This is a genomic window from Bradyrhizobium sp. JYMT SZCCT0428 (genome assembly GCF_018131075.1).
Taxonomy (GTDB): domain Bacteria; phylum Pseudomonadota; class Alphaproteobacteria; order Rhizobiales; family Xanthobacteraceae; genus Bradyrhizobium.
In genome coordinates, this window is sequence record NZ_JAFCLS010000002.1 from 254,038 (window position 1) to 276,325 (window position 22,288).

A 22,288-nucleotide genomic window follows, 5' to 3' on the forward strand; every position below is an offset into this window, starting at 1 on the left:
GGCCGATCCCGGCCGGGCAATGCCGCGTCGTCCATAGGCTCAACCGATGAACCCACCCCGGATTGCGACGATCACGGCGTTTCCGCTCGGGATTCCGTTCGATCACTGGGCCTCCCCGCCGATGTTCGCAGGCCGGCCACGCACGACCCTCGATACTGTTCTGGTGCGGGTAACGACCGATCAGGGCACCGTGGGCTGGGGTGAAGCCTATGGCAGCTTTTGGTCCGCGGTCGTTCCGGCGATCGAGCACTGGGTTTCCCCTTTGGCGATTGGGCAAAAAGTCGATGACGTCGAACTGCCGGCGCGGATTAACCGGACCTTGCACAATCTCGGTCGGGCCGGCGCCACGGTCCACGCGATCAGCGGCCTCGACATTGCTCTATGGGACATCCGGGGCAAGCTCGGGGGAGTGCCGGTTTCGACCTTGCTGGGCGGCCGCCGGCGCGACCGTATCGAAGTCTACGCATCCCTGCTTCAATACAACGGCAATACCGATGATGTCCGCCGCGTCGTGGATCGTGCGCTCGGCGAAGGCTTTCGCCAGATCAAGCTGCACGAGCGCACGGCGAACGCCGTCGCTGCTGCCCGCGCCGCGGCCGGCCCGGACGTGCCGTTGATGGTCGATACCAATTGCGCGTGGTTGCCGGCGGACGCTGCTGCCGCCGTGACGGAAATGGCGCCATCCAATCTTCGATGGATCGAGGAACCTATCTGGCCGCCGGAAGACTTCGAATCGCTTGCGGCTCTCAGGCAATCGGCTGGCGTTCCGACCGCCATCGGTGAGAATGCCGGCAGTGCTCTCGACTTCAAGAAGATGCTCGCAGCACGCTGTGTCGATTATGTTCAACCCAGCGCGATCAAGATCGGCGGTCTGACGCCGCTTTGGCAAGTCTGCACCGAGTCGGAAGCGGCCGGAACGACCTGTGTGCCCCATTCACCCTTCTTCGGCCCGGGCTATCTCGCCACCATTCACGTGCTGGCAGCCAAGGTGCAGGCGAGCGCCCTGGAAAGATTCTATTGCGACCTCGCGTTCGACCCCTGCGGCGGCTTCGTTCCGATCGAAGCAGGTTTCCTCGCCGTGCCCGACGCCCCGGGTCTCGGAGGAGATCCGGACATGGACTTGATCGATCAGTACCGCCTCTGACTGCCACCCAATCAAGGGGAGAGAAAATCATGCAAAGCATCAACCGGCGTTCGCTGTTGATCGGACTGACATCTGCCGCGACAATCTCGCTGTCCGGACAGCGTGCGCAGGCGCAGCAATATCCGCAGCGACCTGTCCGTGTCATCGTCCCTTACGCCGCCGGGGGCGCGTCGGACATCGTAGCGCGGCTCGTCGCCGCCGCCATGGCCGAGAAGCTCGGCCAGTCACTCTTCGTCGATAACCGGGGCGGAGGTGCGAGCATCATCGGCACGCAGGCGATCGCCACCGCCGCGCCCGACGGTTACACGATCGGCGTCGTCGACAGCGCATTCGCCATCAACCCCAGCCTGTTCGGTACCAAACTGCCATATGACACCAAGAAGGATTTCACGCCGGTGTCGCTGCTGGCGCGGACCTCGCTGCTGCTGGTTGTTTCGGAATCGCTTCCGGTCAGCAACGTCAAAGAGCTTGTCGCGCTCGCCAAGTCGAAGCCCGGCGCACTCAGCATGGCGACCGCCGGCCTCGGCACGGCGGTCCACCTCGGCTGCGAACAATTTCGGCAGGAGACGGGCATCGACGTTGTCCCGGTGCCTTATCGCGGCGGCGGGCCATCCATTATCGACCTGCTCGGCGGGAAGGTCGATTTTACGTTCAGCACCATCCCCGCCGTGCTCGAGCATATTCGTGGCAATAAGCTGAAGGCCTTGGGAAGCACGACAGGACGCATCGCGCAACTGCCTGACGTGCCCAGCCTGGCGGAGGCCGGCCTGCCAAAGGTGGACGCAGCTCCGGACTTCGGAATCGTGGCACCCGCCAACCTGCCGGGCTCGATTCTTTCGCAGCTCGCCGCTGTCGCGCAGGGCGCGCTGAAATCCGATGATCTGCGCCGGCGCCTCGATGAAATCGGCTACGAATCTGTCGGCTCCACCCCGCAGGAATACATCGCTCATCTCGATGCATCGATCGAAAAATGGCGCCACGTCGTCACCGCCGGCAACATCAAGCCGGAGTAGCGCACAGGTTCGCTTTCGAGATGGCGGTCTTTGCGATGATTGGAGAAATGAAATGCGCTGTCGATTATCTAACGTGATCGCGCTGGTTCTTTTGGCGACCGGCGTCTCATCCGCGGCGTCGGCCTGGCCGGATCGGAGCATCAAGATCATTGTTCCATTCGTCGCCGGCGGCAGCTCGGACACCCTGGCGCGCATTCTGGCGGAGGGATTGCGCGAAAAGCTCGGTCAAACGGTGTTGGTCGAAAACCGTGCAGGCGGCAATAGCGTGATTGGAATGTCCGCAGTTGCCGGGGCCCCGGCGGACGGATACACGTTTCTCGCAGGACATATTGGAACACACGCGATCACGCCGGCGATCACACCTCCGGTTGGGTACGACCCCGCCAAGACATTCGTGACGATTGCCGTTCCTGCCACATCGGCCAGCGTACTGGTCGTTCGCGCCGACACGAAGATCGACAGCTTGAAGGAGTTGATCGACGCCGCCAAGAGCAAGCCTTTCGCGCTCAACTATGGTTCGCCCGGCGCGTCGGATCGCCGTCACATATGGCGGTCGTGCAACTCGCAGCTCTCTCCGGAATCGAAGTGACGCACATCGCCTATCGCGGCAACGCGGCCGCGGTCACTGATTTGCTGAACGGGACGCTGGATTTCATGTTCGGGAGCCCGGCAGAGGTGCTTGAACTCGTGCGCTCCGGGAAGTTCAAGGCGTTGGCGACGACGGGCGAGAGCCGGTCGCGTGCCACTCCGGACATCCCCGTCGTTGCCGAGACCGTCAAAGGATACGAATTCCGCACGTGGCATGTGATGTCCCTGAGAGCCGACACGCCTCCCGAAATCATCGAGCAGGTGCGCAAGGCGGCAACCAGAATTGTTGCCAGCGACGCCTTTCATAAAAAACTCAATGAACTCGGTCTCGATGCAGGCCGCGCCAACGGCGCGGAAGCAGAAAACTTCGTGCAAGCTGAAATCGTCCGATGGGGCGCGTTTGTGAAGGCTTCCGGAATCAAGGCTGAGTAACGGTACCGGCTGCAGATGCAGTCGTTGATGCTCGCTTAGAGAACGAGCATGAAAACTGAATAGAAGGAAGATTGGACGTGTCAACAAGCCAACGACCAAGCCGGCCGATTACCGATGAACTGCGTCAAACGGTGGTTGATGATCTACCGGAGGTCTCGCTCATCCAAAACGAAGACCTGCACAACAAAGTCGTCGAGGCATGGGCCTATGCACTTGCCGAAAGCAGCTTTGATCGCATCACGAGCCTGCCGGCCGAAGGAAATCCCGGCGTTTTCCGTATGAAACGCGGGACTCAGGCCGACCATCTCAGGGGAGTGACGCGAGTCGCGATGGCGATTGCGGCCGAATTCCAGACAGCATTTCCCGAAACCGACATAGACCGCGACGTGGTCATTGCGGGCGGACTTGTTCACGACCCCCGAGGCGCCCGCGAAACAGACATGGATGCCGTAGACCGGGTGCCGAAGCGACGGCAAACCTGCGCGCGAAGGATCGCCGGTCCATTTGTCCCGATTGACGGGATCAAACTCCCAGGGCAGAAGCTTCGCCAGATTGAAACGGCGCTTAATATGAGCCAGTTCCTGTTATCCACTAGCTCCAATCGCTCGTAAGGCCGCCTCACTTGGCGGCCTTTTTATTTCGGGCGAATGTCATTCTAGGTTCAAAAAGTCATTTTAATTGTAATGTTTTTGTCATGGGGTAAAATTGTGAGTGAGGTGCAAGAATTTAGACTTGCCGTCGGCGCTCGCTTCAAGATGAGCGAACTCGGAGCCACTCGATTGCGAACCCTGGCCGGCAAGACAGGGATCGTTGTCGAGGTTTCCCATCGCAATACGGGCGTCACCGTGTTGTTCGATGGCGCTGAAAGACCGAGTTGCCTGCACAGAGATTTTATCACCCCGATCTCCCGGTAACGCATCGGCCGGCTTGTTGAGACTCGGCCTTAAAAGCACAAGTAAATGACCCGGGATACTCCAGTACTCGCCGCCAACATGAGCCAACGCGCGGTGATGCAGCATCTCAGTTTGACTGAATGGAAGGTGGTGGCTCACCTACCTGTGCCGGCTGGCCCTGGTATGCTCGATCGGATACGGGGCCATGGTTGGATAGAACTTCGCGGAATGCAACCGCGAACCGAGATCCAATTGACCGAGTTGGGAAAGGCAGCAATGCGCGCCCCTGTTGTACTGAAGGCGAAGCCCAAACCCTGATCCAGCGATTTGCCAAGCCCCCTCGGGGCGGCTTTCGGGCACCCTGATGCGCTAGGACAAGGACACAATAATCACAACGAGCGCCACTCCGGCCAGCGCCAGCGAGGCATATCCAGCGATGTCGATCCAATCTCGGTCCTGGGGCATGCTCGGAATGCTGATCCCATAAGAATCCGTAATCTTTGACTTAGATCAATCAGGCCGGCCCATTGCCGCTTTTTCCCGAAATTCGCAAAGTGGGGTTCGGAACCCGATAATCTGAGCAAGCGATTTGCCAAGCCCCTCGGGGCTTTCGCGCGCGCTCGGGTTGCGTTAGCTTGACACCGTGCCGTACAAATTTACGCCGGTGACGCGATGAAGACAGCAGACCAATATCGCGCAAATGCTGACAACTGCGCTGTGATGGCGGAAGCGGCTGAAACTGAACCAAAAAAGAAACGCTTTAAGAGAATGGAAGCTGCCTGGCGAGCGCTGGCAGAAGAGCAGGATTGGCTAGACGGCAAATCGCGAGCCGATCCGGCCGGTGGGCTGAAGGCGAAGAACAAATGATAACCCGGCGGGCGCCATACAAAACGCGCCGCTAGACGGAAACCGAACTGGCTGCATTACGTTCAATGGCTCAGGCCGGAAAAGACGCCCGCAGCATAGGCAAAGAGCTTCGCAGATCTTTTATGGGCGTCCAAGCCAAGGCGAAGAAACTGAACCTTGTCTTGCCGCGCATGAGGGCATCATCATGATCGCGACGTCGCCGGCTTGTTAGCCGGGATGATCCACGCTTTGCTATACGTGCCGCTTTTGGGGGTGAATCGGAAGCGCGACAACCCCGCTCGGCCAAACACAGCCGCTTCTACTAGACACCATTGCGATGCGATTGTCTTGTCGCCTCCCGTATACGGAACTCACATTAAAAACTAGTGCAAGCCCGGACCCAAGCCCCGTGAGGGGCAGGACCGCTTTGGGTCAAACTGAGACCTCAATCCGCCAGTGCGGCATGTCCGTTCTACCCCCAGGAGCAGACATTCCTCCGACCGGCAGCTTTGCGCCAATAGCAGCCAGTTGAGCTGGCGCGCAACCTTGCCGAGTTAGACGAGGCAACGATCGGATATGCCCTTCCTGACGCGATTAGCACAAGCGAACTCAAGAGGGTTTATTGCCGAAAGGAGCTGAGGGCGCGATATGGAACGTCCCTCCTCGCGGTGAGCTCCGCAGGTCCGCGAGATTAAGGATTTTACGCGATAGTCGCCCTCGTCGAACGACAGGTTGAGTAGCCGGCGACGCCCTCGAACTGGCGGCGCGCATTTCGAAACACTGGCCTCCGATTAGACTGTCTGGCGAACCTCCTCTGAAGTCTGAAAGGGCTCGCGATGAAGGCGTTCAGTACGAGGCTGAATCAGCGCAAACTGCCGAACATCATTGCATTTCGGCATTGGTGTCTTCGGAACCGCGACCGAACGGCAAACAATGCCGCACAAATGCGCGAAAATGATCCGATGACGCCCATTGGAAGCTGATGCATGTCTCAGTCAGTACACGTTCAAGCCTTTCGCGACCTGCTGGACGGCCGGGGCGTCGTAGACGACCCAGAGCAGATCGCCACCTACACAACCGATCAACGCCAGCTCTTCACTGGCTCGACGTTCGCCGTGCTGAAGCCCGCGACGACGAAGCAGGTTGCCGACATCGTGCGGCTGGCGGCGCAACAGGGCATCGGACTCGTTCCGCAGGGCGGCAACACCAGCTACTGCGGCGGCGCGACGCCGGACGCCTCTGGACGGCAGATCATCGTCAGCCTCGATCGGATGGACAGGATCCGCGAAGTCGATCCCGTCTCCATGAGCATCTCTGTCGACGCCGGCGCCATCCTGAAGAACGTACAGGATGCCGCGGCGACCGCCGGACTTCTGTTGCCGCTCAGCCTCGGCGCGGAAGGCAGTTGCCGGATCGGCGGCAACATCGGAACGAACGCCGGCGGACTGTCCGTCGTCAGATACGGGATGACTCGCGACCTGCTTCTCGGGATCGAGGCAGTTCTGTCGGACGGCACGGTGGTTTCGGACATGCGCAAACTACGGAAGAATAATACAGGCTACGATATCAAACAGTGCTTCGTTGGAAGCGAGGGAACTCTTGGCATCGTCACGGGCGCTGTGATGCGCCTCGCACCCTTACCGATCCGCCGCGCGACCGCCTGGCTGAAGCTCGCGACGGACGCCCCGCTCGCCGAGTTGCTCGCCCTGATACGTCGCGAATCCGCGGACCTGCTCACCACGTTCGAATTCATGACGGCCCGATCGATCGTGCTCGCGAACGAAGCGATGACTAACACGCCCTCCGTCCACGCTGGCCCCGGCGGCACCGTACTCGCCGAGCTCGCCTCTTCCTCGCGTCATCTCGATCTTGACGGACTGATGGAAGCCGTTCTGGCCGAAGCAATCGAGTCCGGATGGATCGAGGACGCCTTCCTGGCGCAGAGCGGATCGCAGCGGACCGCGATGTGGGAGGTACGCGAGAACATCCCGGAGGGCGAGAAGCGCCGGAACGGATCGGTCAAGCATGACATTTCCGTACCGCTTTCCTCCATTCAGCGTTTTCTGGATTTAGCCGGCTCGCAGGTACGGTCGTATGACGCGGATCTTGAGCTGTCCGTCTATGGACACGTAGGCGATGGCAATCTGCATTACAACGTGCTGGTGCCTCCCGACGTCGAACGGATAGAGTTCACCAACCGGATCGAAGCCTGTCGCTGCAACTCTACGACACGGCCGCGGCGCTCGGCGGCACGTTTAGCGCGGAGCACGGCGTCGGTCGGTTCAAGAAGCATCTTCTGGAGCGATACGGCGACGTCGGCCGCCTCGCTGCGATGCGCCGTATCAAGACCGCCTTTGATCCATCGGACATCATGAACGCCGGCGCGATCGTTCGCCCGTTGGGGAAGTAATCCGCCTCTTGAACCATCGGGCCTCGAAGGCCGATTCATGCAAGGTGAGGCGGATTGAGTCGCTTCTCGAGATGGCGTTTCATCGATAAAATCCGAGAACGGCTTTGGTCTCGAGATATTCCTCCATGCCCTCGTGGCCGTATTCGCGACCGTTGCCGGAACGCTTGTATCCGCCAAAAGGTGCGTTCGGGTCCCAGTCGGGGTAGTTGAGATGGACTTGACCCGACCGGATCTGCCCGGCGACCGTCCGCACCGTCTCGATATCCGTGCCTTGCACGTGGGCACCGAGGCCGTAGACCGTGTCGTTGGCGATCTCGACCGCCTCGTCGATCGTATCGTAGGGAATGATCGACAGCACCGGGCCGAAGATCTCCTCGTGCGCAATCCTCATGTCGCGACGGACGTTCGAGAAGATCGTCGGCCGCGCATAGAGGCCGACCTGAAGGTCGTTGGGCCGCCCCGGCCCGCCAATGACAAGCTTGGCGTCTTCCTCCAGACCGACGCCGATCATGGCCTGGATACGCTCGAACTGCGGCCGGTTGGCGATCGGACCATGGGTCGTGCTTTCCGCAAGCGGATTGCCGACCACCAGTTCGGAAGCGGCCGCCGCAGCCAGAACTTCGACCTTCGCCATCTGCGAGCGGGAGACAAGCATGCGCGTCGGTGCGCTGCAGGATTGCCCGAGATTGCGGAACGCGGCGCCGACGCCAAGCGGAACCGCCCGGCTCAGATCGGCATCCGGAAGAATGATGTTCGGTGACTTGCCGCCGAGTTCCTGGGAGACGCGCTTGACGGTGACTGCCGCCGCTTGCGCTACGAGAACTCCAGCACGGGTCGAGCCCGTGATCGAGATCATGTCCACCTGCGGATGCGACGCCAGACCGGTCCCCACGACCGGACCTGTCCCGTTGACGAGGTTGAATACGCCGGGCGGACAACCGGCATCGTCCATCACCTCGGCGAACAGCAAGGCGCTCAGGGGCGACAATTCGCTTGGCTTCAACACCACGGTGCAGCCCGCCGCGAGCGCCGGACCGACCTTGGCTGTGATCTGGTAGAGAGGCCAGTTCCAAGGGGTGATCAGGCCGCAGACGCCGATCGCCTCGCGCATGATCGCGGTGTTGCCGCGCGGGCTGATGAACGAATAGGTTGCGAGATTGTCACGCGCGACGCGGATATGTTCGGCGGCCAACGGCACCTGGGCGCGGCGCGCGTACGTTATGGCGGCCCCCATCTCGACCGTGATAGCCTGCGCGAACAATTCCAGCCGATCGAGCAGCAAACCATGGACTCGATCGAGCAGCGCCGCCCTCCCAGCAGCTGGCGTGCGGGACCAGCCGGCGAAGGCTTGTCTGGCGGCGGCGACCGCGTACTCGACATCCTCGTCATTGCCGAGCGCGACCTCGACGATGGGCTGTTCGGTCGCCGGGTTAATGACGACCGCCGTCGCCGATCCAATCGGCTTTCGCCATTCTCCGTCGATGTAGAATTTTCCGAGGAAGCCGGCTTCCGTCAGGTGTCGAACGGCCGAGGTCATTGGAAACGATCCTTGATGCGGTAATAGGCGCCGACCAGCGGAAGGAACCAGGGAGGACCGAGATGACCCGGAATGGCGGGCCAGGCGAAGTCCTTCCAGGGATTGAGCTCGGTGCGCCCGTCCATGACTTCCGCCATGATCGTCCCCATCAGGGTCGACATCTGGGTGCCGTGGCCGCTGTAGCCCATGGAATAGTAGATGCCGTTGCGTTCGCCGGCGCGTGGCAGCCGGTCGCGCGTCATGTCGACCATGCCGCCCCAGCAATAGTCGATGCGCACGGTGCGAAGCTCGGGAAAGACGTCGTGCAGCGCAGCCTGCAGGATCGCGCCACTCTTCTCGTCTGAGGCCGGGTTGGAGATGGCGAAACGGGCGCGGCCGCCGAACAGCAGCCGGTTGTCAGGCGTGGTTCGGAAGTAGTTGACCAGGTTCTTCGTATCGACCGCCATTCGGCGGCGCGGTAGGAGCCGGTCCAGCGTCGCTATCGGCAAGGGCTCGGTGACGATCAGGAAGGCGCCGACCGGCACGATCCGGCGTCGAATCCAACCCAGCGGCCCCGTATGCGAGGTGCCGCTCGCCAACAGAACCTGCGAGGCCCGAAGCCGGCCCTTGGGTGTTTCGATCTCGTGGCCTCCGCCGGCGGCGGGTCGCAGGCCCGTCATCGGCGTATGCTCGTGGATTTCGACGCCGCGCCGCGCCGCCGCTTCCGCAAGGCCGCGGACGAAGCGCCCAACGTGCATGCCGGCGCTCTTGCGGTAGATCAGCCCGCCGTAATAGCGCTCCGATCCCACTTCGCCGGCCAGATCGGCGCGGCTCACCATCGTCGTGTCGGGATCAACATTGGCGGCGAGCAATTCCTGGCTGCGCGCCAGCTTGTCATAGTGCTCAGGTTTGGCCGCGAGCTTGATCTTGCCGGTGCGCGCGAAGCTGCAGTCGATCTTCTCTTCCGCCACCAGGCGCTCGACCGTATCGACCCCGGCGTCGAACGCCCGGTAGAGCCGATCGGCGACTTCCTTACCAAGCCTGGCCGAGAGTGTGCCGTAGTCCTGGGCAAACCCGTTGTTGCACATGCCGCCATTCCGGCCGGATGCCGCGTGCCCGATCGTCTCAGCTTCGAGGAGCACGACGCGCGCGCCCTTCTTGGCCAGAGCCAGCGCGGCCGAAGAACCGGTCAAGCCACCGCCGATCACCGCAACGTCGCAGTTGCCTTGCACCGGTCCTGCGGTGGCGCTCCCGAATGGATTCGATGTGTCTAGCCAATAGGATGTGAGCTTCATACCGACTCCGGAATTCGCTATCTGAATGCTGGGCATGCGCAAATCGTGACGGCGCAACTCTGTTTGAGAACCTACCAGCCGCGCATTCGCGGCCACGGAGCTTCGATTGCGTCGCTTCCCGCGGAAACAACATTGTACAGCTCGTGCTGTGACACCGTCGCGCAGGCGTGATTGGGCAGGATCCTGACCTTCGTGCCAATCGGCAGATCCGGCAGGATTGCAGTCGATCCGGATCTAATGGCGAGGATGCCATGCTCCTGGCTCGCCTGCGCGACGATCAGATCCGGATAGAGTTTGCCGGACAGATCGCAGACGAGACCGTAACCCTGCTCGATCCGCTGCGCCGCGGTACCGCGATCACGCGACAGCGCCATCCAGCCCGCATCGACCAAAATCCAGCCCTTCTCCGGCTTCGTTCCGATGACGGTGGTGAGAACCGAGATCGCGATGTCGTCAGTGGTGCAGACACCGACACCGTGCATCACCAGATCGAAGAACATGTACACACCGGCCCGCATCTCCGTGACGCCGGTCAGGTCTTCGCCGAAATGGGCGGTCGGCGTCGAACCGACGCTCACGACTGAACATTCATGCCCCGCCGCCCGCAACGTCTCCGCGGCGGCCACAGCCACGGCCCTTTCGTTCTCTGCAGCCGCGACAAGGGCGTCGGGCGTGTAGAGGCTGTAGGATTCGCCGGCATGGGTGAGAATGCCCGCGAGCTTGACGCCGGCCTCGGCCAACGCGGCTGCGACGGCGATGAGCCTGGGATCGGCGGCGGTCAGACCGCCGCGGTGGCCGTCGCAGTCGATCTCGATGAAGGCGGATGGTGTCACAGCCGCGGCGCGGCCAGCCTCGCCCAGGATCTTCGCCTGTTCGGACGAATCGAGCAGCACCTTGAGGTCGACGCCGGCTTTCCGGAGACGCATCGCCCTCTCAGCGGTGTGCGGTGCCACGCCTACGGCATAAGTCATGTCACGGAAACCGTAACTCGCGAAATACTCCGCCTCCGCCAAGGTGGAGACGGTGATCGGCCCGGGCCCGGACGGACAGGCGCGCCGGGCGACTTCGATGGATTTCGCCGTCTTCATATGGGGCCGCAGCACGACGCCTCGCGCGGCCATACGGGAGGACAGACGGGCGAGATTGCGATCCAGCCGGTCCTTGTCGAGCATGAGGGCCGGCGTCGCCAGCGCGCCGACCGTCGCGGCCGCCTCGCCGGATCCAGCGTTCGGGATATGCATCTCTACGCGCGGCATCCCGATGTCTCCTAGCCGAATGACTGGTTGGCGAGCGCGAACGTGCGCGCCGGCCCGGTCGATGGCATCCGTGTCCCAAGGACCATGGTGGTGGCGTCGCCGACCTGCTGCAGCCCGATGTCTTCGAGCCACTCCCCGAGTTGCGAGGTGGTAGAGGTATCGACCCGAACGAAGACACTCCCGAGCGGCGCGAGCGCGGCCTCGATCAATGCGCGTGCATCGGTCGGGCTTTCGGCGACCACAGGACCGATGACATGCCCACGGCCGAAGAGACGGGAAATGGCGTAGCCGCGGGGTATGCCGTCACGCAAGAGGACATAGCCGTCGCCGACCTCGATCAGCCGGCTCAGCATCTCGCTCCTCGTCCAGCCGGTGGCCTCGTGATCGAGACCCACGATCGCCCCGAAGTCCGATGGAACCATCGTTCTAACGTCTCCGAGCGGCGGCATGTCACGGCGCCGGCTGGGAATGCCGTGATGCTGGTGCAGCATGCCGATGCTGGCGAAGCCACGGCGTGCGTAAAGCGCAAGGCCTTCGGCTGTCGAATTCAGCGTGATGATCCGTGGTCGTGCCGCCGCGAGCAGCGCGTCCATCAGCTGGGCCCCGTAACCGCGTCCCTGAACGGCTTTCGAGACGATGATCATTCCGGCGGAAGCATGGGTGTCGCCGTAAGGCCACCAGAGCGCGGTCCCCACCACCGCACCTGTACTCGTCACCACGAATCCGCGGCCAAGCTGCAGCGCAAATTCCCAATCCTTGAGCAGGTACGGCCAAGACATCTCCTGCGAGAGCTTCAAGGCACCTTCCAGATGCGATCTCGCGAAAGGGACCAGGGCCACGTCTTCATTCTCGCGATCTCCGGCCTGGGTAGTTGCGGTTGCCATGATGCGTCGACGTCTCTTGCTTGGGTTGCCGGACAATCGCCAGTGCCTGACGCGGCGAGATCCATTTGACGATGCTCACACGAGCTGCAGCGTATCTTGGGTCCTACAGCATTACGCAACCAGACTGAAGCAAAGTTCGGCAGAGGATTTCATTGATGATGCATCAGAACAGACGATGTGCCGTCAGCGCCGGTCGCGCCACAGCGCGAACCGATCCTGCATCCGGTATCCCCAGATGATGGCGGGCATGAACCAGGGATCGCCACGATAGAGCGGGATGGAAGCCGGCGGACGGAAGTCAAAGGCGGTGCGTGCCGCCTCGTCGTTTCCCATCAGCTTGTGGGCCGCATGCATTCCGATCCACGGCGCCCAGACGACGCCTGAGCCGCAGAAGCCGGTGGCATAGACCACACCGTCCTTTTCGAAGATGCGCGGGAGCATGTCGCGATTCATCGCCACATTGCCGAACCAGCTGTGCGAAAGGCGAACGTTCTCCAGTTCCGGAAAAAGGTTCACCAGCCCGTTGCGCAGAAGGAGCTTCGGAGCCACCGGGTTACCTACACGAGAACTGTCGCGCCCCCCTAACAGGATACGTTTGCCGTCCGGCGAAGGTCGGTAATAGAAGCCGACCTGGCGGTTCTCCGTCATCATCATGCGTTTTGGCATCAGCCGCGCCATGACTTCAGGTGCAAGCTCTTCGGTTGCAATGATCCGGCTGCGAACCGGGACCAGCCTGCGGCGCAGGAAGGGCACCGCGCCATCAGTGTAGCCATTCGTACAAACCAGCACCTGGCGCGCCTGTACCGATCCGGCCGAGGTCACGACGCGGAATCTGGAGCCATCCCTCTCGATTGAGATGACCGGCGTGCGAGCATGGACCACCATTCCCGAAGCGAGCGCCACGCGAAGGAGTTCAGCGTGAAACTTCGCCGGGTGTAGCCCACCGATATCCATCCGGACCGTGCCACCACGGTAGAAGTCGGTGCCGATGTAGTTGCGCTGCTCGGCATACGGAACCGCGTGAGAATCGATCCGCAGCTTCTTCGAGAGCGCGTCAGCGCTGCGTGCCATCGTTTCGTATTGTTCATATCCGAACGCACATTTGAACTGTCCAACCAGCTGAAAGTCGCATTCGAGCCGTTCCGTCCTGATGAAATCGTACAGGAATTCGCGCGCGATCTTGCCTTCCGCCTCGATCGCCAGCGCCTTGTCCTCGCCGAAGCGTCGAGAGATCGTTGCGTAATCAGGTCGTATGCTTGCGCTGGTTATTCCACCGTTGCGCGTCGAGGCCCCCTCGCCCGGATCCATCGCATCAAAGGCCGCAACCGAACGGCCCTCGCGCGCCAGCACCAACCCGGCCGAAAGGCCGGCATAGCCCGCGCCCACGATCAGCACGTCAAGTTTCTTGGGCAATGGCTGTTGAGGCAGCGGTTTTAGCGGTGAGGCTTCCCACCAATAGGGCGTATCCTTCTCGGCGACTCTCGGCTCGTGCATGTGGCTGACTTCTCGTGTGTTAACGCGTGGCCTGGGATTACTGACAAGATCAGTTGTGATCAGCCAAGACGGTGCTTGCGACGTCTACGCTCGTCACGAAACACTGCTGTAGCCTTGAACGCTGACCTGCCACTCGCATCGCATTGAGCTCAGATGTGATCGTCTCGCACGTCGAGCGCGTCGCGCAGCCCGTCGCCGATGAAATTGAAGCTGGTCACCGCGATCGTAATCGCAGCGCCAGGAATGATGGCAAGCCAGGGCGCGCTGGCCAGGTATTTTTGGGCGCCGTTGAGCATGTTGCCCCAGCTGGGCAGCGGCGGCTGGATCCCAAAACCGAGGAAGCTGATATACGCTTCCAGAAGTATCGCGCGGGCGACCGTCAAACTGGCGGCTACGATGATCGGACCCATGGCGTTGGGCAAGATCTCCCGGAACATGATATGTGTACCGCTTAGCCCAAGCATCCGACCGGCCTGGACAAACTCACGCTCGCGTAACGAGCGAACCTCAGCCTCGACGATGCGGGCAACTTCCATCCATTTGGTGACTGCGATGATGACCGTGATCATGATGGGGCTGGGCCGCAATGCTGCAGCCAGTGCCAGTACGAGAAAGATCGACGGAAACGACAAGAAGCCATCGACCGTCCGCATCAGGACTGCGCCGATCCAGCCGCCGCGATACCCCGCGACCACGCCGACGAGTGTTCCGATCACGATCGATAATAGCATCGCCGAAAATCCCACCAGCAGCGAGATCCGCCCTGCCATTAACAGTCGAGCCGCCAGGTCACGGCCCAGCGGATCGGTGCCAAGATAATGATGTCCGGTCATCGGAGGAGCGAAGCGGGCGCGCAAGTCGATGTGGAGCGAGTCGTATGGCAGCAGATAGGGGCCTAAGACGCATGCCAGCGTCAGCAGCGTGATCATTGTCAGACCTAGCAGCGCCAGGCGATGGCTAATGAAGCGGTGTACCGCGCGGTTGTGCCACCATCGGCTTGGAGCTGTCGTTACGGCGAGAGCGGTCATATCGGTTGGCTCCTCTGTCGGAACTTGCGGGTTCAACCCAGACGAATGCGCGGGTCGACAATGGCGACGGCGATGTCGGCGATCAGGTTTCCGAGAATGACCAGGATGGCGGAGAATATCAGCAACCCCATCACGACCGGGTAGTCGCTGTAACCGAGGCTGTCGAGAAACAGCCGTCCCATTCCCGGCCAGGTAAAGACCGTCTCGGTCACCAATGCACCCGTTAGAATGCTGGGCAGCTGCACTCCTGCAAGCGTGATCATTGGCAGGAGTGCGTTGCCGACAACATGCTTCAAGAGAATTCGACGCTCGCTCAGGCCCTTGGCGCGGGCAGTTTTGACGAAGTCCTGGCTAATGGCGTCCAGCGTCGCCGTCCGCATGTAGCGGCTCCAAACCGCGACATGGACAAGTGACAGCACCACGCTTGGCAGGATCAGATGGTGCAGGTAATTCAGAACGGAGCCGTCGCCGATCGTGTACATGTTCCCGGCGGGCACCCAACCCAGCTGCAGCGAGAAGACGTAGATCCCGACAAGCCCGAACCAGAAGGTCGGGATCGATAGCGCGACCATGGCACCGATCGTTGCCAGATAGTCAAACATCGAATAGCGGTGGGTGGCGCCACGAATACCGATCCAGGTGCCGATCGCGATCGCGATCACCGTCGAGGTACCCATCAGCAGTAGCGTGGCAAAGATATGCCTTCCGATCACGGCCAGCACGGATGTTCCGTCGCGGAAGGAGCGGCCCCAGTCGCCTTGCACAAGGCGCCATACCCAGTCGAAATACTGGATCCATAGCGGCCTGTTCAACCCCAACTGTTCCGCCAGCCGCTCCATATCCTGCTGGGTCATGCTTGGATCCCGCGCGTATTGCGACAGGGGGCCGCCTGGAATAAGGCTCAGAATGACGAAGCCGATGATCGAGACGATCACCAGCAGCGCGAGGCTCTGTGAGAGGCGATTCAGCAGAAATCCGCGCATTCGGCCCTCCTCCTGAGAATGAGAAATTCAGTAGTACGTTGCCGCCCCGACAGGCTTTCGCCAGACGGGGCGGCGGCTGCGAATATCAGCTCGCCCAAGACCAGGCACCGGCATTCCAGGATTCGGTGCGCGTGTTGCCGTTAGACATCGCACCTTGAATCCCTTTCTTGTGCCCCTGCACGGCAATGTTCTGGTAAAGCGGTAGCAAGGGTAGATCATGCCGGACCAGTTCTTGTACGCGGAAGTAGATTGCGCGCCGTGCTTCCGGATCGAAGGTGCGGCTGCCTTTCTCCAATAGAGAGTCGACCTCCGGATTGACGTATTGCGCATTGTTTGAGCCGCGGCCGCCTTTATTGCCGATCGCATTCGAATGCAGGCGGTTGGTGACGTCCGGGTCTGCGCCGATCAAGTAGGTGCTGCCTACTATCACCGAATCGAAACGCGATCGTTGCCAGAATTCGCCCCACATCACCGCGGCGGGAAGGTTGGAGATGGTCATTTCGACGCCGATCTCTGCAAACGCCTGCTGCAGATATTGCTGCACCTGCTCGCGAAGGGGGTCGCCTGACGTGGTCGAGTTGGTAAAAGACAGACGTACCCCGTCTTTTACCCGGATCCTATCCTTTCCCGGCACCCAGCCGGCCGCGTCGAGGATCTGCTGCGCACGCTTGACGCTGAACTCCTGCACCGGCAGGCCCGGGTTATAATAGAAAGACTGCCGCGGCATGAAGGTCTCAGTCGGAGTCGGTACGCCGTAATAGAGCCCGTCGATAATTGCCTTCTTGTCGATCGCTGCATAAAGCGCCTGACGGACCTGCAGCTCCTTGAACTGCGGGCGCTCGAGATTCAGGTAAAAAGACTCGAATGAGGATTTGGGCTCCAGCGTCACCACCCGGCTCGGCAGCTTGCGAGCTTCCTCGTAATGATCGGGGCTGATGTATGTCTGGCCCACGAGGTCTATGTCACCGCTCTTGAATTGGGTGTAGAGGACGGTGAGATCGGGAATGTATTTGAAGATCAGGCGCTCGATATAAGGACCATCACCGAAATAATTCGAGTTGGCGACAAGCTCGACGCGGTCGCCGGGAACGCGCGTGCCCCATTTGAATGCACCAGTACCGATTGGCGCTTGGTTGAAGGCGGCATTGTTTGGATCAGCCTCGTTCTCCAGGATGTGCTTCGGCACAACGAAGGTTTCGGTCAGGAACGACAAATACGGTGCGAAGGCCTGCTCCATCCGCCATGTGATCTCGACAGGCGAGACAACGGCGATGTCGCGCACTAGCGAGTGCCCCGTTGTACGCCAACTGCGGAAGTTCGGCTTCGTGATGAGTTCGAGGGTGAATTTCACGTCCTCAGCCGTGAAGGGCTTGCCGTCGTGCCAACGGACATCGTCGCGCAAGCGGATCCGCCATTTCAGACCGTCCTCGGAAATGCCGCCGTTCTTTTGGGTCGGCACTTCGACGGCAAGGTTCGGCTGAATTACGCCTTTGGGATCGATGCGAAAGAGCGCATCGAAAACCGAGAAATGGACGCCGTCATCGACCTCGATATGTGCCATCAGCGGATTAAAGACCGTGGGTTCCTGCGAGAGCCCGACGACAATCCGACCCTTGGGAACTCGTGGAGCCTTTTGGCCGAAGGCGGGCTTGGTCAACAGGTTGGGCGCGAAGATGCCGGCAGCCCCGCCCAAGGCCATCATTCGCAATGTGTCGCGTCGCGAGTAATTGGATACAGATTTGGAATGTTTGGTCATGGTTTCCTCCTTGTGGCGGTATCCGTCGTTACTCTCATCGATTTGCCGAAGCCTGGCGGGCGTGTTCAGGCTGCTCTCCAGGAATCGCCGCCACCAGTTCGCGCGTGTAGGATGATTTCGGATTCAGAAAGATCTGCGAGGGCGGTCCGCGTTCGACGATTCGCCCGCGCTGCATCACGGCGATCTCGTCGCAGATCTGGCTGGCCACACGCAGATCGTGGGTGATGAAGATCATTGAGACGCCGGTCTCCCGCTGGATCTGATCCAGCAACTTCAAGATCTGGGCCTGGATCGACACGTCGAGCGCTGAAACTGCTTCATCGGCAATCAGCAGCGTCGGTTTGAACATTAGCGCCCGGGCAATGCCGATGCGTTGGCGTTGCCCACCGGAGAACTCGTGCGGATAGCGGCCAAAGGCGCCAGCATCCAGACCGACATGGGATAGTAGTCCCCGGGCCTCCTCGCGTGCTTGCGCATAGGGCATGCCATGCGCGATCGGGCCTACCGTAAGGATATGACCGATCGTCGAGCGCGGGTTGAGGGAGGCGAAAGGATCTTGAAAGATCATCTGGATCCGCGGCCGCAGCGGGCGGAACCCGGCTTCAGAAAGCCCGGCGATGTCGCGACCCTCGAACAGAATCCGACCGCCGTCACTGTCCATCAGTTTGATCAAAAGCCGCCCTAGCGACGACTTGCCGGAGCCGCTTTCGCCGACGACCCCGAGTGTCCGCCCAGGTGCCAGGTCGAACGATACGTCGTTTACCGCCGGCACAGTCCGCGTCGCGCCGAACCATTTGGTGCCGCTGCGATAGGTTTTCACCAACCCGTTAACCTGCAGGATTGGCGCTTTCCCTGGAGCTTCCAGAGGAATCCGGTCCTTGCCTGTCAGATGGGGGACGGCCGCAATGAGCCGCCGCGTGTAAGGATGGGTAGGCGATTTTAGAACCTGAACGGCGCTGCCCTGCTCGACGACATGGCCTTTCTCCATCACCACGACGCTGTCAGCGATCTCGGCCACCACCCCAAAATCGTGCGTGATGAACATCACGCTCATTCCCTTGCGGCGCTGAATGTCGCGGATCAGCTTCAGGATCTGCGCCTGAGTGGTCACGTCGAGTGCGGTTGTCGGTTCGTCTGCAATCAAGATCGCGGGCTCGAGCGCCAGGGCTATCGCGATCATCACGCGCTGCCGCTGCCCACCCGAAGCCGGAACGGATACTGATGATACATGAGCTGCACATCGGGCAGACCCACTTCGGTGAGCAACTCGATCGCGCGGCTGCGGCGGGATTTCGGTGTGCCGACGCCATGAGCCGCCATGGCTTCGTCGATCTGCGCACCCACCGTCATCAGCGGATTGAGCGCCGAAAGCGGGTCCTGAAAGATCATTGACACGACCCGTCCGCGCAGGCCGCGCAGCTTGTCGGCAGGCAGACCCGCGATGTTCATTCCGTCGAGGTGGATTGCGCCAGAGGAAACCCGGATCACCTTAGGCAGAAGTCCCATGATCGCGTTGGCCGTGACCGACTTTCCCGATCCAGATTCTCCAATGATGCACAGGATCTGACCGCGCTTCAGATCGAAGGAGATATTCTCGACGGCAAAGGCCCGCTCCATCCCCCCCGGCAGGCTCACGCAAAGGTCGCGCACCGAGAGCGCCACGTCCTGGGAGTCTTCAGCCTGGATGCTAGAGGCCGTCAGAGTATCCTCCCCTTTCAACGGCATCGGGACATCCTGCTGCGAATTGAGACTTCGGACGCTTTTGCCTGCGCGATCGGACAGGTCGAGAACTCGCCGTTCATGCTGACATTCCCTGGTCGGAAGCTGCGACATGGATCTGACCTCTTTGCTCGACGAGCAAGAGCTGTGCCGCTCAAGACGCGGCGTTGGCCGCGTTCGCCAACCCGATCAGTGAGCGAAACTGATCGTCGGGCTTGGTGAACTGCCCAGCCTCGGCCGCGATGACGGCAGGTCTATCCTCAGTCACGCTCTCGAAATCGATCATCGTACCTGCGACATCGAAGCTCTTGTAGCGGAACGCCATGAGAGGCGTGACGGCTTCCGCTAAGGTCAGTTCCTCGGCAAGGCCCATGTCGATGGCTCCCATTATGATCCTCGACGCATTGATCGAGATTCTTGCTTGATGCTCACGAGTTTGGCCGCTTCGGTCCTCCCAGAGTCGCCGAAACGCGGCACGCGGGCGGCAGGAACTTCTGAAAAGGAAGTCCGATTTGGCATTTCGCTCTGCGCTGCGATGCCTCCAACATCAGCCGGGGGACGCGAGCCCGATACGCCCGCGGCTGACGAGAACCCGGTTCGTCAGCTTGGCACGTACTGCCCCCGCGGCAAGGACCCGGTGGGCTCGAAGACAGCCTTCAGCGGCCCTGCAAGGAACGCATCACCACCACGAACTGCGTGCTGGTTTCATTGCCCTCATTCTCGACTGGCACCGATCTGATTGCGGAGAGCATATGCCCGGTCTCTGCCTCTGAGGTACGGCGCGAGCGATCTGTTCTCGCAACAAAAGCTTGTAATGAAGGTGGCAAACCGCAGGATATTCCGTCAGACCACCAAACTCGGCAAGGCGCATCCGCGGAAGCTCGGTACGATACCTCAAACGCCGGAGTCCCCGCTCGATGAGCGCGCCACTGATGCATATCGAATCCAGTCGGTCTCTGCCACAAGAGGCTGACGTCGTCGTCATCGGCGGCGGCGTGGTGGGCGTGTTCACGGCCTACTATCTTGCCCGCCGCGGCGTTAAGGTCGCCTTGCTCGAAAAGGGGCGTGTCGCCGCCGAGCAGTCCAGTCGCAACTGGGGATGGTGTCGTCAACAGAATCGCGATGCGCGCGAGCTACCGATCGCCACCAAGAGTCTCGATCTCTGGGAGAGAGTAGCACAGGAGACCGGGGAAGACACGGGTTTCCGTCGCTGCGGGCTTCTCTATCTGTCGAACGACGAGAAAGAGCTGACGGGCTGGGCGAACTGGCGCGATTTTGCAAGGACGGTCGGCGTTACGACGCACATGTTGAGCACGGAAGAAGCGAGCGAGAGAGGCAAAGCGACGGGCCGCAAATGGAAAGGCGGCGTCTTCTCGCCAACCGACGGAACGGCGGACCCTTCGAAGGCTGTGCCCGTCGCCGCGCGCGCGATCATGACGGCAGGCGGCACGGTGCACCAACACTGCGCCGCTCGCGGCGTAGAGCTCAGTGCCGGCCGGGTAAGCGGCGTGGTGAGCGAACTGGGCACAATCCGGACGAAGACGGTGGTCATGGCAGGAGGGGCGTGGGCTTCTTCCTTCTGCAACCAGCTCGCCATTCGCTTCCCGCAGGCTTCCGTTCGTCAATCCATTCTCGCGACGGCTCCAGGCGCAGACGGTTTGCCCGATGCTTTGCACACTGCGCGCGTGTCACTTACGCGGCGCAGCAACGGCGGGTACACGCTGGCAATTAGCGGGCGCGCGCGAGTCGATCCAACGCCGCAGCAATTCAGGTTCGGCCGCGAATTCGTGCCGATGTTCGCTCGCCGCTGGCGCAGTCTCGCCCCTGGCGCATTCGAGGGCCTTCGCCAGGGTCACGAATCCCTGGCGAAATGGGCGCTCGGTGAGGTGACCCCGATGGAGCTGAACAGGACACTTAATCCCCGCCCCGACATGCGGCAGATTCGGGCGACACATCAAAGAGCTTGCGAATTGCTGCCCGAGCTTCGGCGCGTCGCAATCTCCAATGTCTGGGCCGGCTATATCGACAGCACACCGGATGGCGTTCCCGCAATCGGTGAAGTGGAAGCGATCCCAGGCTTTATCCTCGCGGCCGGATTCAGCGGTCATGGTTTCGGGATTGGCCCTGGCGCGGGACATATGATTGCCGACATCATTACCGGCAGCGAGCCGATCGTCGATCCGCGTCCCTACAGGCCGGAGCGTCTGAAAATGGGCGCTTGGGGCAAGGTCGCCGACTTCTGAAAAGCCTGCTCCGCGAATATTCGATTGACGGACGCCGAGGGGTGGCATCACCTTAGAGAGCCACCCGACGTGTCTTCATGGGCGAACACACGGTGGCCCGCCGAGGTGGCACGGGAGTTGATGCTATGAAAGCGCGCATGTTGCCGACGCCTCAAAGTAACGATTACCATCGTCGCCCCAATTACTCCGCCGGCATACCGTCCGGCCTAGCTGGCGCGGGCAGCCCCGGGGATAGATCGACCGCCAACATGGACGCCAGAGGGCTTCGGCGAGCCGCGGCTCGAACGTCTAGTGGGGCCGTCCTATGAAGCTCGACAAGATCGACATAAGGATTTTATGCGAACTGCAAAAAATGGACGGGTTTCCAATGTCGAACTCGCGGAGCTGATTCACCTTTCTCCGAGCCCGTGCCTGATGCGCGTCAAAAGGCTCCAGACGGAGGGCTTCATCACCGGTTATTCCGCTCAGATTGATGTTTCAAAGCTTGGACAAACTCTGACCGTCTTCGCCGAGATCACGCTGAAAAACCACCGCCAGATCGATTTCGCGCGCTTTCTCACGACCATCGAAAAGTTGGATTCGGTCGTCGAATGCCATCTGGTTTCGGGCGGATACGACTACCTCGTGAAGTTTATCACAGCTGGAATAAGTGAATACCAGGCGGTCATGGAACGTCTCGTCGAACTGGATATTGGCATCGATAAATACTTCAGTTTTGTCGTACTGAAGTCGCCTATCGTGAAATCCCATCTGCCTCTCGAAAGCATATTCAACAGCTAGGGGACAAA

The 22,288-nt window shown here is 61.0% G+C and carries 17 protein-coding genes and 3 pseudogenes; 10 read left to right on the forward strand and 10 right to left on the reverse strand.

The window, feature by feature from the left end:
* Positions 1-46: 46 nt before the first annotated feature.
* From JQ575_RS03040 to JQ575_RS45600, 8 genes and pseudogenes are all read left to right on the forward strand, one after another.
* On the forward strand, positions 47-1,144 hold the full coding sequence (locus JQ575_RS03040) for a mandelate racemase/muconate lactonizing enzyme family protein (RefSeq protein ID WP_212031805.1): 1,098 nt from the start codon (positions 47-49) through the stop codon (positions 1,142-1,144).
* A 29-nt stretch (positions 1,145-1,173) separates the two neighbouring features.
* Positions 1,174-2,157, forward strand: a complete 984-nt coding sequence (locus tag JQ575_RS03045; protein ID WP_212031806.1) for a tripartite tricarboxylate transporter substrate binding protein — start codon at positions 1,174-1,176, stop codon at positions 2,155-2,157.
* 52 nt (positions 2,158-2,209) lie between these two features.
* Entirely contained in the window at positions 2,210-2,746 is a 537-nt protein-coding gene (locus JQ575_RS45590; protein ID WP_212031807.1) for a tripartite tricarboxylate transporter substrate binding protein, read from the forward strand.
* Positions 2,743-3,177 carry a tripartite tricarboxylate transporter substrate-binding protein gene (locus JQ575_RS45595; protein ID WP_312015874.1) on the forward strand — a complete coding sequence of 145 codons (435 nt, stop codon included), beginning with the start codon at positions 2,743-2,745 and terminating at the stop codon, positions 3,175-3,177. The genes JQ575_RS45590 and JQ575_RS45595 overlap by 4 nt, the downstream gene beginning before the upstream one ends.
* 77 nt (positions 3,178-3,254) lie before the next feature.
* A complete protein-coding gene (locus tag JQ575_RS03060) occupies positions 3,255-3,788 on the forward strand; it encodes a hypothetical protein (protein ID WP_212031809.1) in 534 nt (177 codons plus the stop codon).
* Between the two features lie 954 nt (positions 3,789-4,742).
* Positions 4,743-4,937: a hypothetical protein gene (locus JQ575_RS03065; protein ID WP_212000751.1), complete on the forward strand. Its 195-nt coding sequence runs from the start codon at positions 4,743-4,745 to the stop codon at positions 4,935-4,937.
* A 965-nt stretch (positions 4,938-5,902) separates the two neighbouring features.
* A pseudogene (locus JQ575_RS03070) lies at positions 5,903-7,036 on the forward strand (FAD-binding oxidoreductase); the annotation flags it as partial.
* Between the two features lie 95 nt (positions 7,037-7,131).
* Positions 7,132-7,326: an FAD-binding oxidoreductase gene (locus JQ575_RS45600; RefSeq protein WP_283842578.1), complete on the forward strand. Its 195-nt coding sequence runs from the start codon at positions 7,132-7,134 to the stop codon at positions 7,324-7,326.
* 79 nt (positions 7,327-7,405) lie between these two features.
* On the opposite strand, the gene JQ575_RS03075 is transcribed toward JQ575_RS45600, so the two are convergent.
* The 10 genes and pseudogenes from JQ575_RS03075 to JQ575_RS03120 all read right to left on the reverse strand — a co-directional run bounded on the left by JQ575_RS03075 (position 7,406) and on the right by JQ575_RS03120 (position 19,645).
* A complete protein-coding gene (locus JQ575_RS03075) occupies positions 7,406-8,863 on the reverse strand; it encodes an aldehyde dehydrogenase family protein (protein WP_212031810.1) in 1,458 nt (485 codons plus the stop codon).
* A complete protein-coding gene (locus JQ575_RS03080; RefSeq protein WP_212031811.1) occupies positions 8,860-10,137 on the reverse strand; it encodes an FAD-binding oxidoreductase in 1,278 nt (425 codons plus the stop codon). Before JQ575_RS03080 ends, JQ575_RS03075 begins: the two co-directional genes overlap by 4 nt.
* A 71-nt stretch (positions 10,138-10,208) precedes the next feature.
* Positions 10,209-11,393, reverse strand: coding sequence for an alanine racemase (locus tag JQ575_RS03085; RefSeq protein WP_249166392.1), 1,185 nt, complete (start codon positions 11,391-11,393; stop codon positions 10,209-10,211).
* An 11-nt stretch (positions 11,394-11,404) separates the two neighbouring features.
* The gene (locus JQ575_RS03090) at positions 11,405-12,190 is read right to left on the reverse strand and encodes a GNAT family N-acetyltransferase (RefSeq protein ID WP_249166393.1); all 786 of its coding nucleotides are present in this window, start codon (positions 12,188-12,190) and stop codon (positions 11,405-11,407) included.
* 270 nt (positions 12,191-12,460) lie between these two features.
* Positions 12,461-13,771: an FAD-binding oxidoreductase gene (locus JQ575_RS03095; RefSeq protein WP_212031813.1), complete on the reverse strand. Its 1,311-nt coding sequence runs from the start codon at positions 13,769-13,771 to the stop codon at positions 12,461-12,463.
* Positions 13,772-13,920: 149 nt separating this feature from the next.
* A complete protein-coding gene (locus JQ575_RS03100) occupies positions 13,921-14,799 on the reverse strand; it encodes an ABC transporter permease (protein ID WP_212031814.1) in 879 nt (292 codons plus the stop codon).
* A gap of 32 nt (positions 14,800-14,831) precedes the next feature.
* Positions 14,832-15,782, reverse strand: a complete 951-nt coding sequence (locus tag JQ575_RS03105) for an ABC transporter permease (RefSeq protein ID WP_212031815.1) — start codon at positions 15,780-15,782, stop codon at positions 14,832-14,834.
* A gap of 85 nt (positions 15,783-15,867) precedes the next feature.
* Positions 15,868-17,538, reverse strand: a complete 1,671-nt coding sequence (locus tag JQ575_RS03110) for a peptide ABC transporter substrate-binding protein (RefSeq protein WP_212031816.1) — start codon at positions 17,536-17,538, stop codon at positions 15,868-15,870.
* A 34-nt stretch (positions 17,539-17,572) separates the two neighbouring features.
* Positions 17,573-19,263, reverse strand: a pseudogene (locus JQ575_RS03115) (ABC transporter ATP-binding protein).
* A 148-nt stretch (positions 19,264-19,411) separates the two neighbouring features.
* Complete coding sequence (locus JQ575_RS03120; protein ID WP_212031817.1) at positions 19,412-19,645, reverse strand: hypothetical protein; 234 nt, start codon at positions 19,643-19,645, stop codon at positions 19,412-19,414.
* A gap of 529 nt (positions 19,646-20,174) precedes the next feature.
* Between JQ575_RS03120 and JQ575_RS03125 the strand changes: the two genes are divergently transcribed.
* Positions 20,175-21,500, forward strand: coding sequence for an FAD-binding oxidoreductase (locus JQ575_RS03125; protein WP_212031818.1), 1,326 nt, complete (start codon positions 20,175-20,177; stop codon positions 21,498-21,500).
* A gap of 304 nt (positions 21,501-21,804) precedes the next feature.
* Positions 21,805-22,280: pseudogene (locus JQ575_RS03130) on the forward strand (Lrp/AsnC family transcriptional regulator).
* The last annotated feature ends 8 nt before the right edge of the window (positions 22,281-22,288 follow it).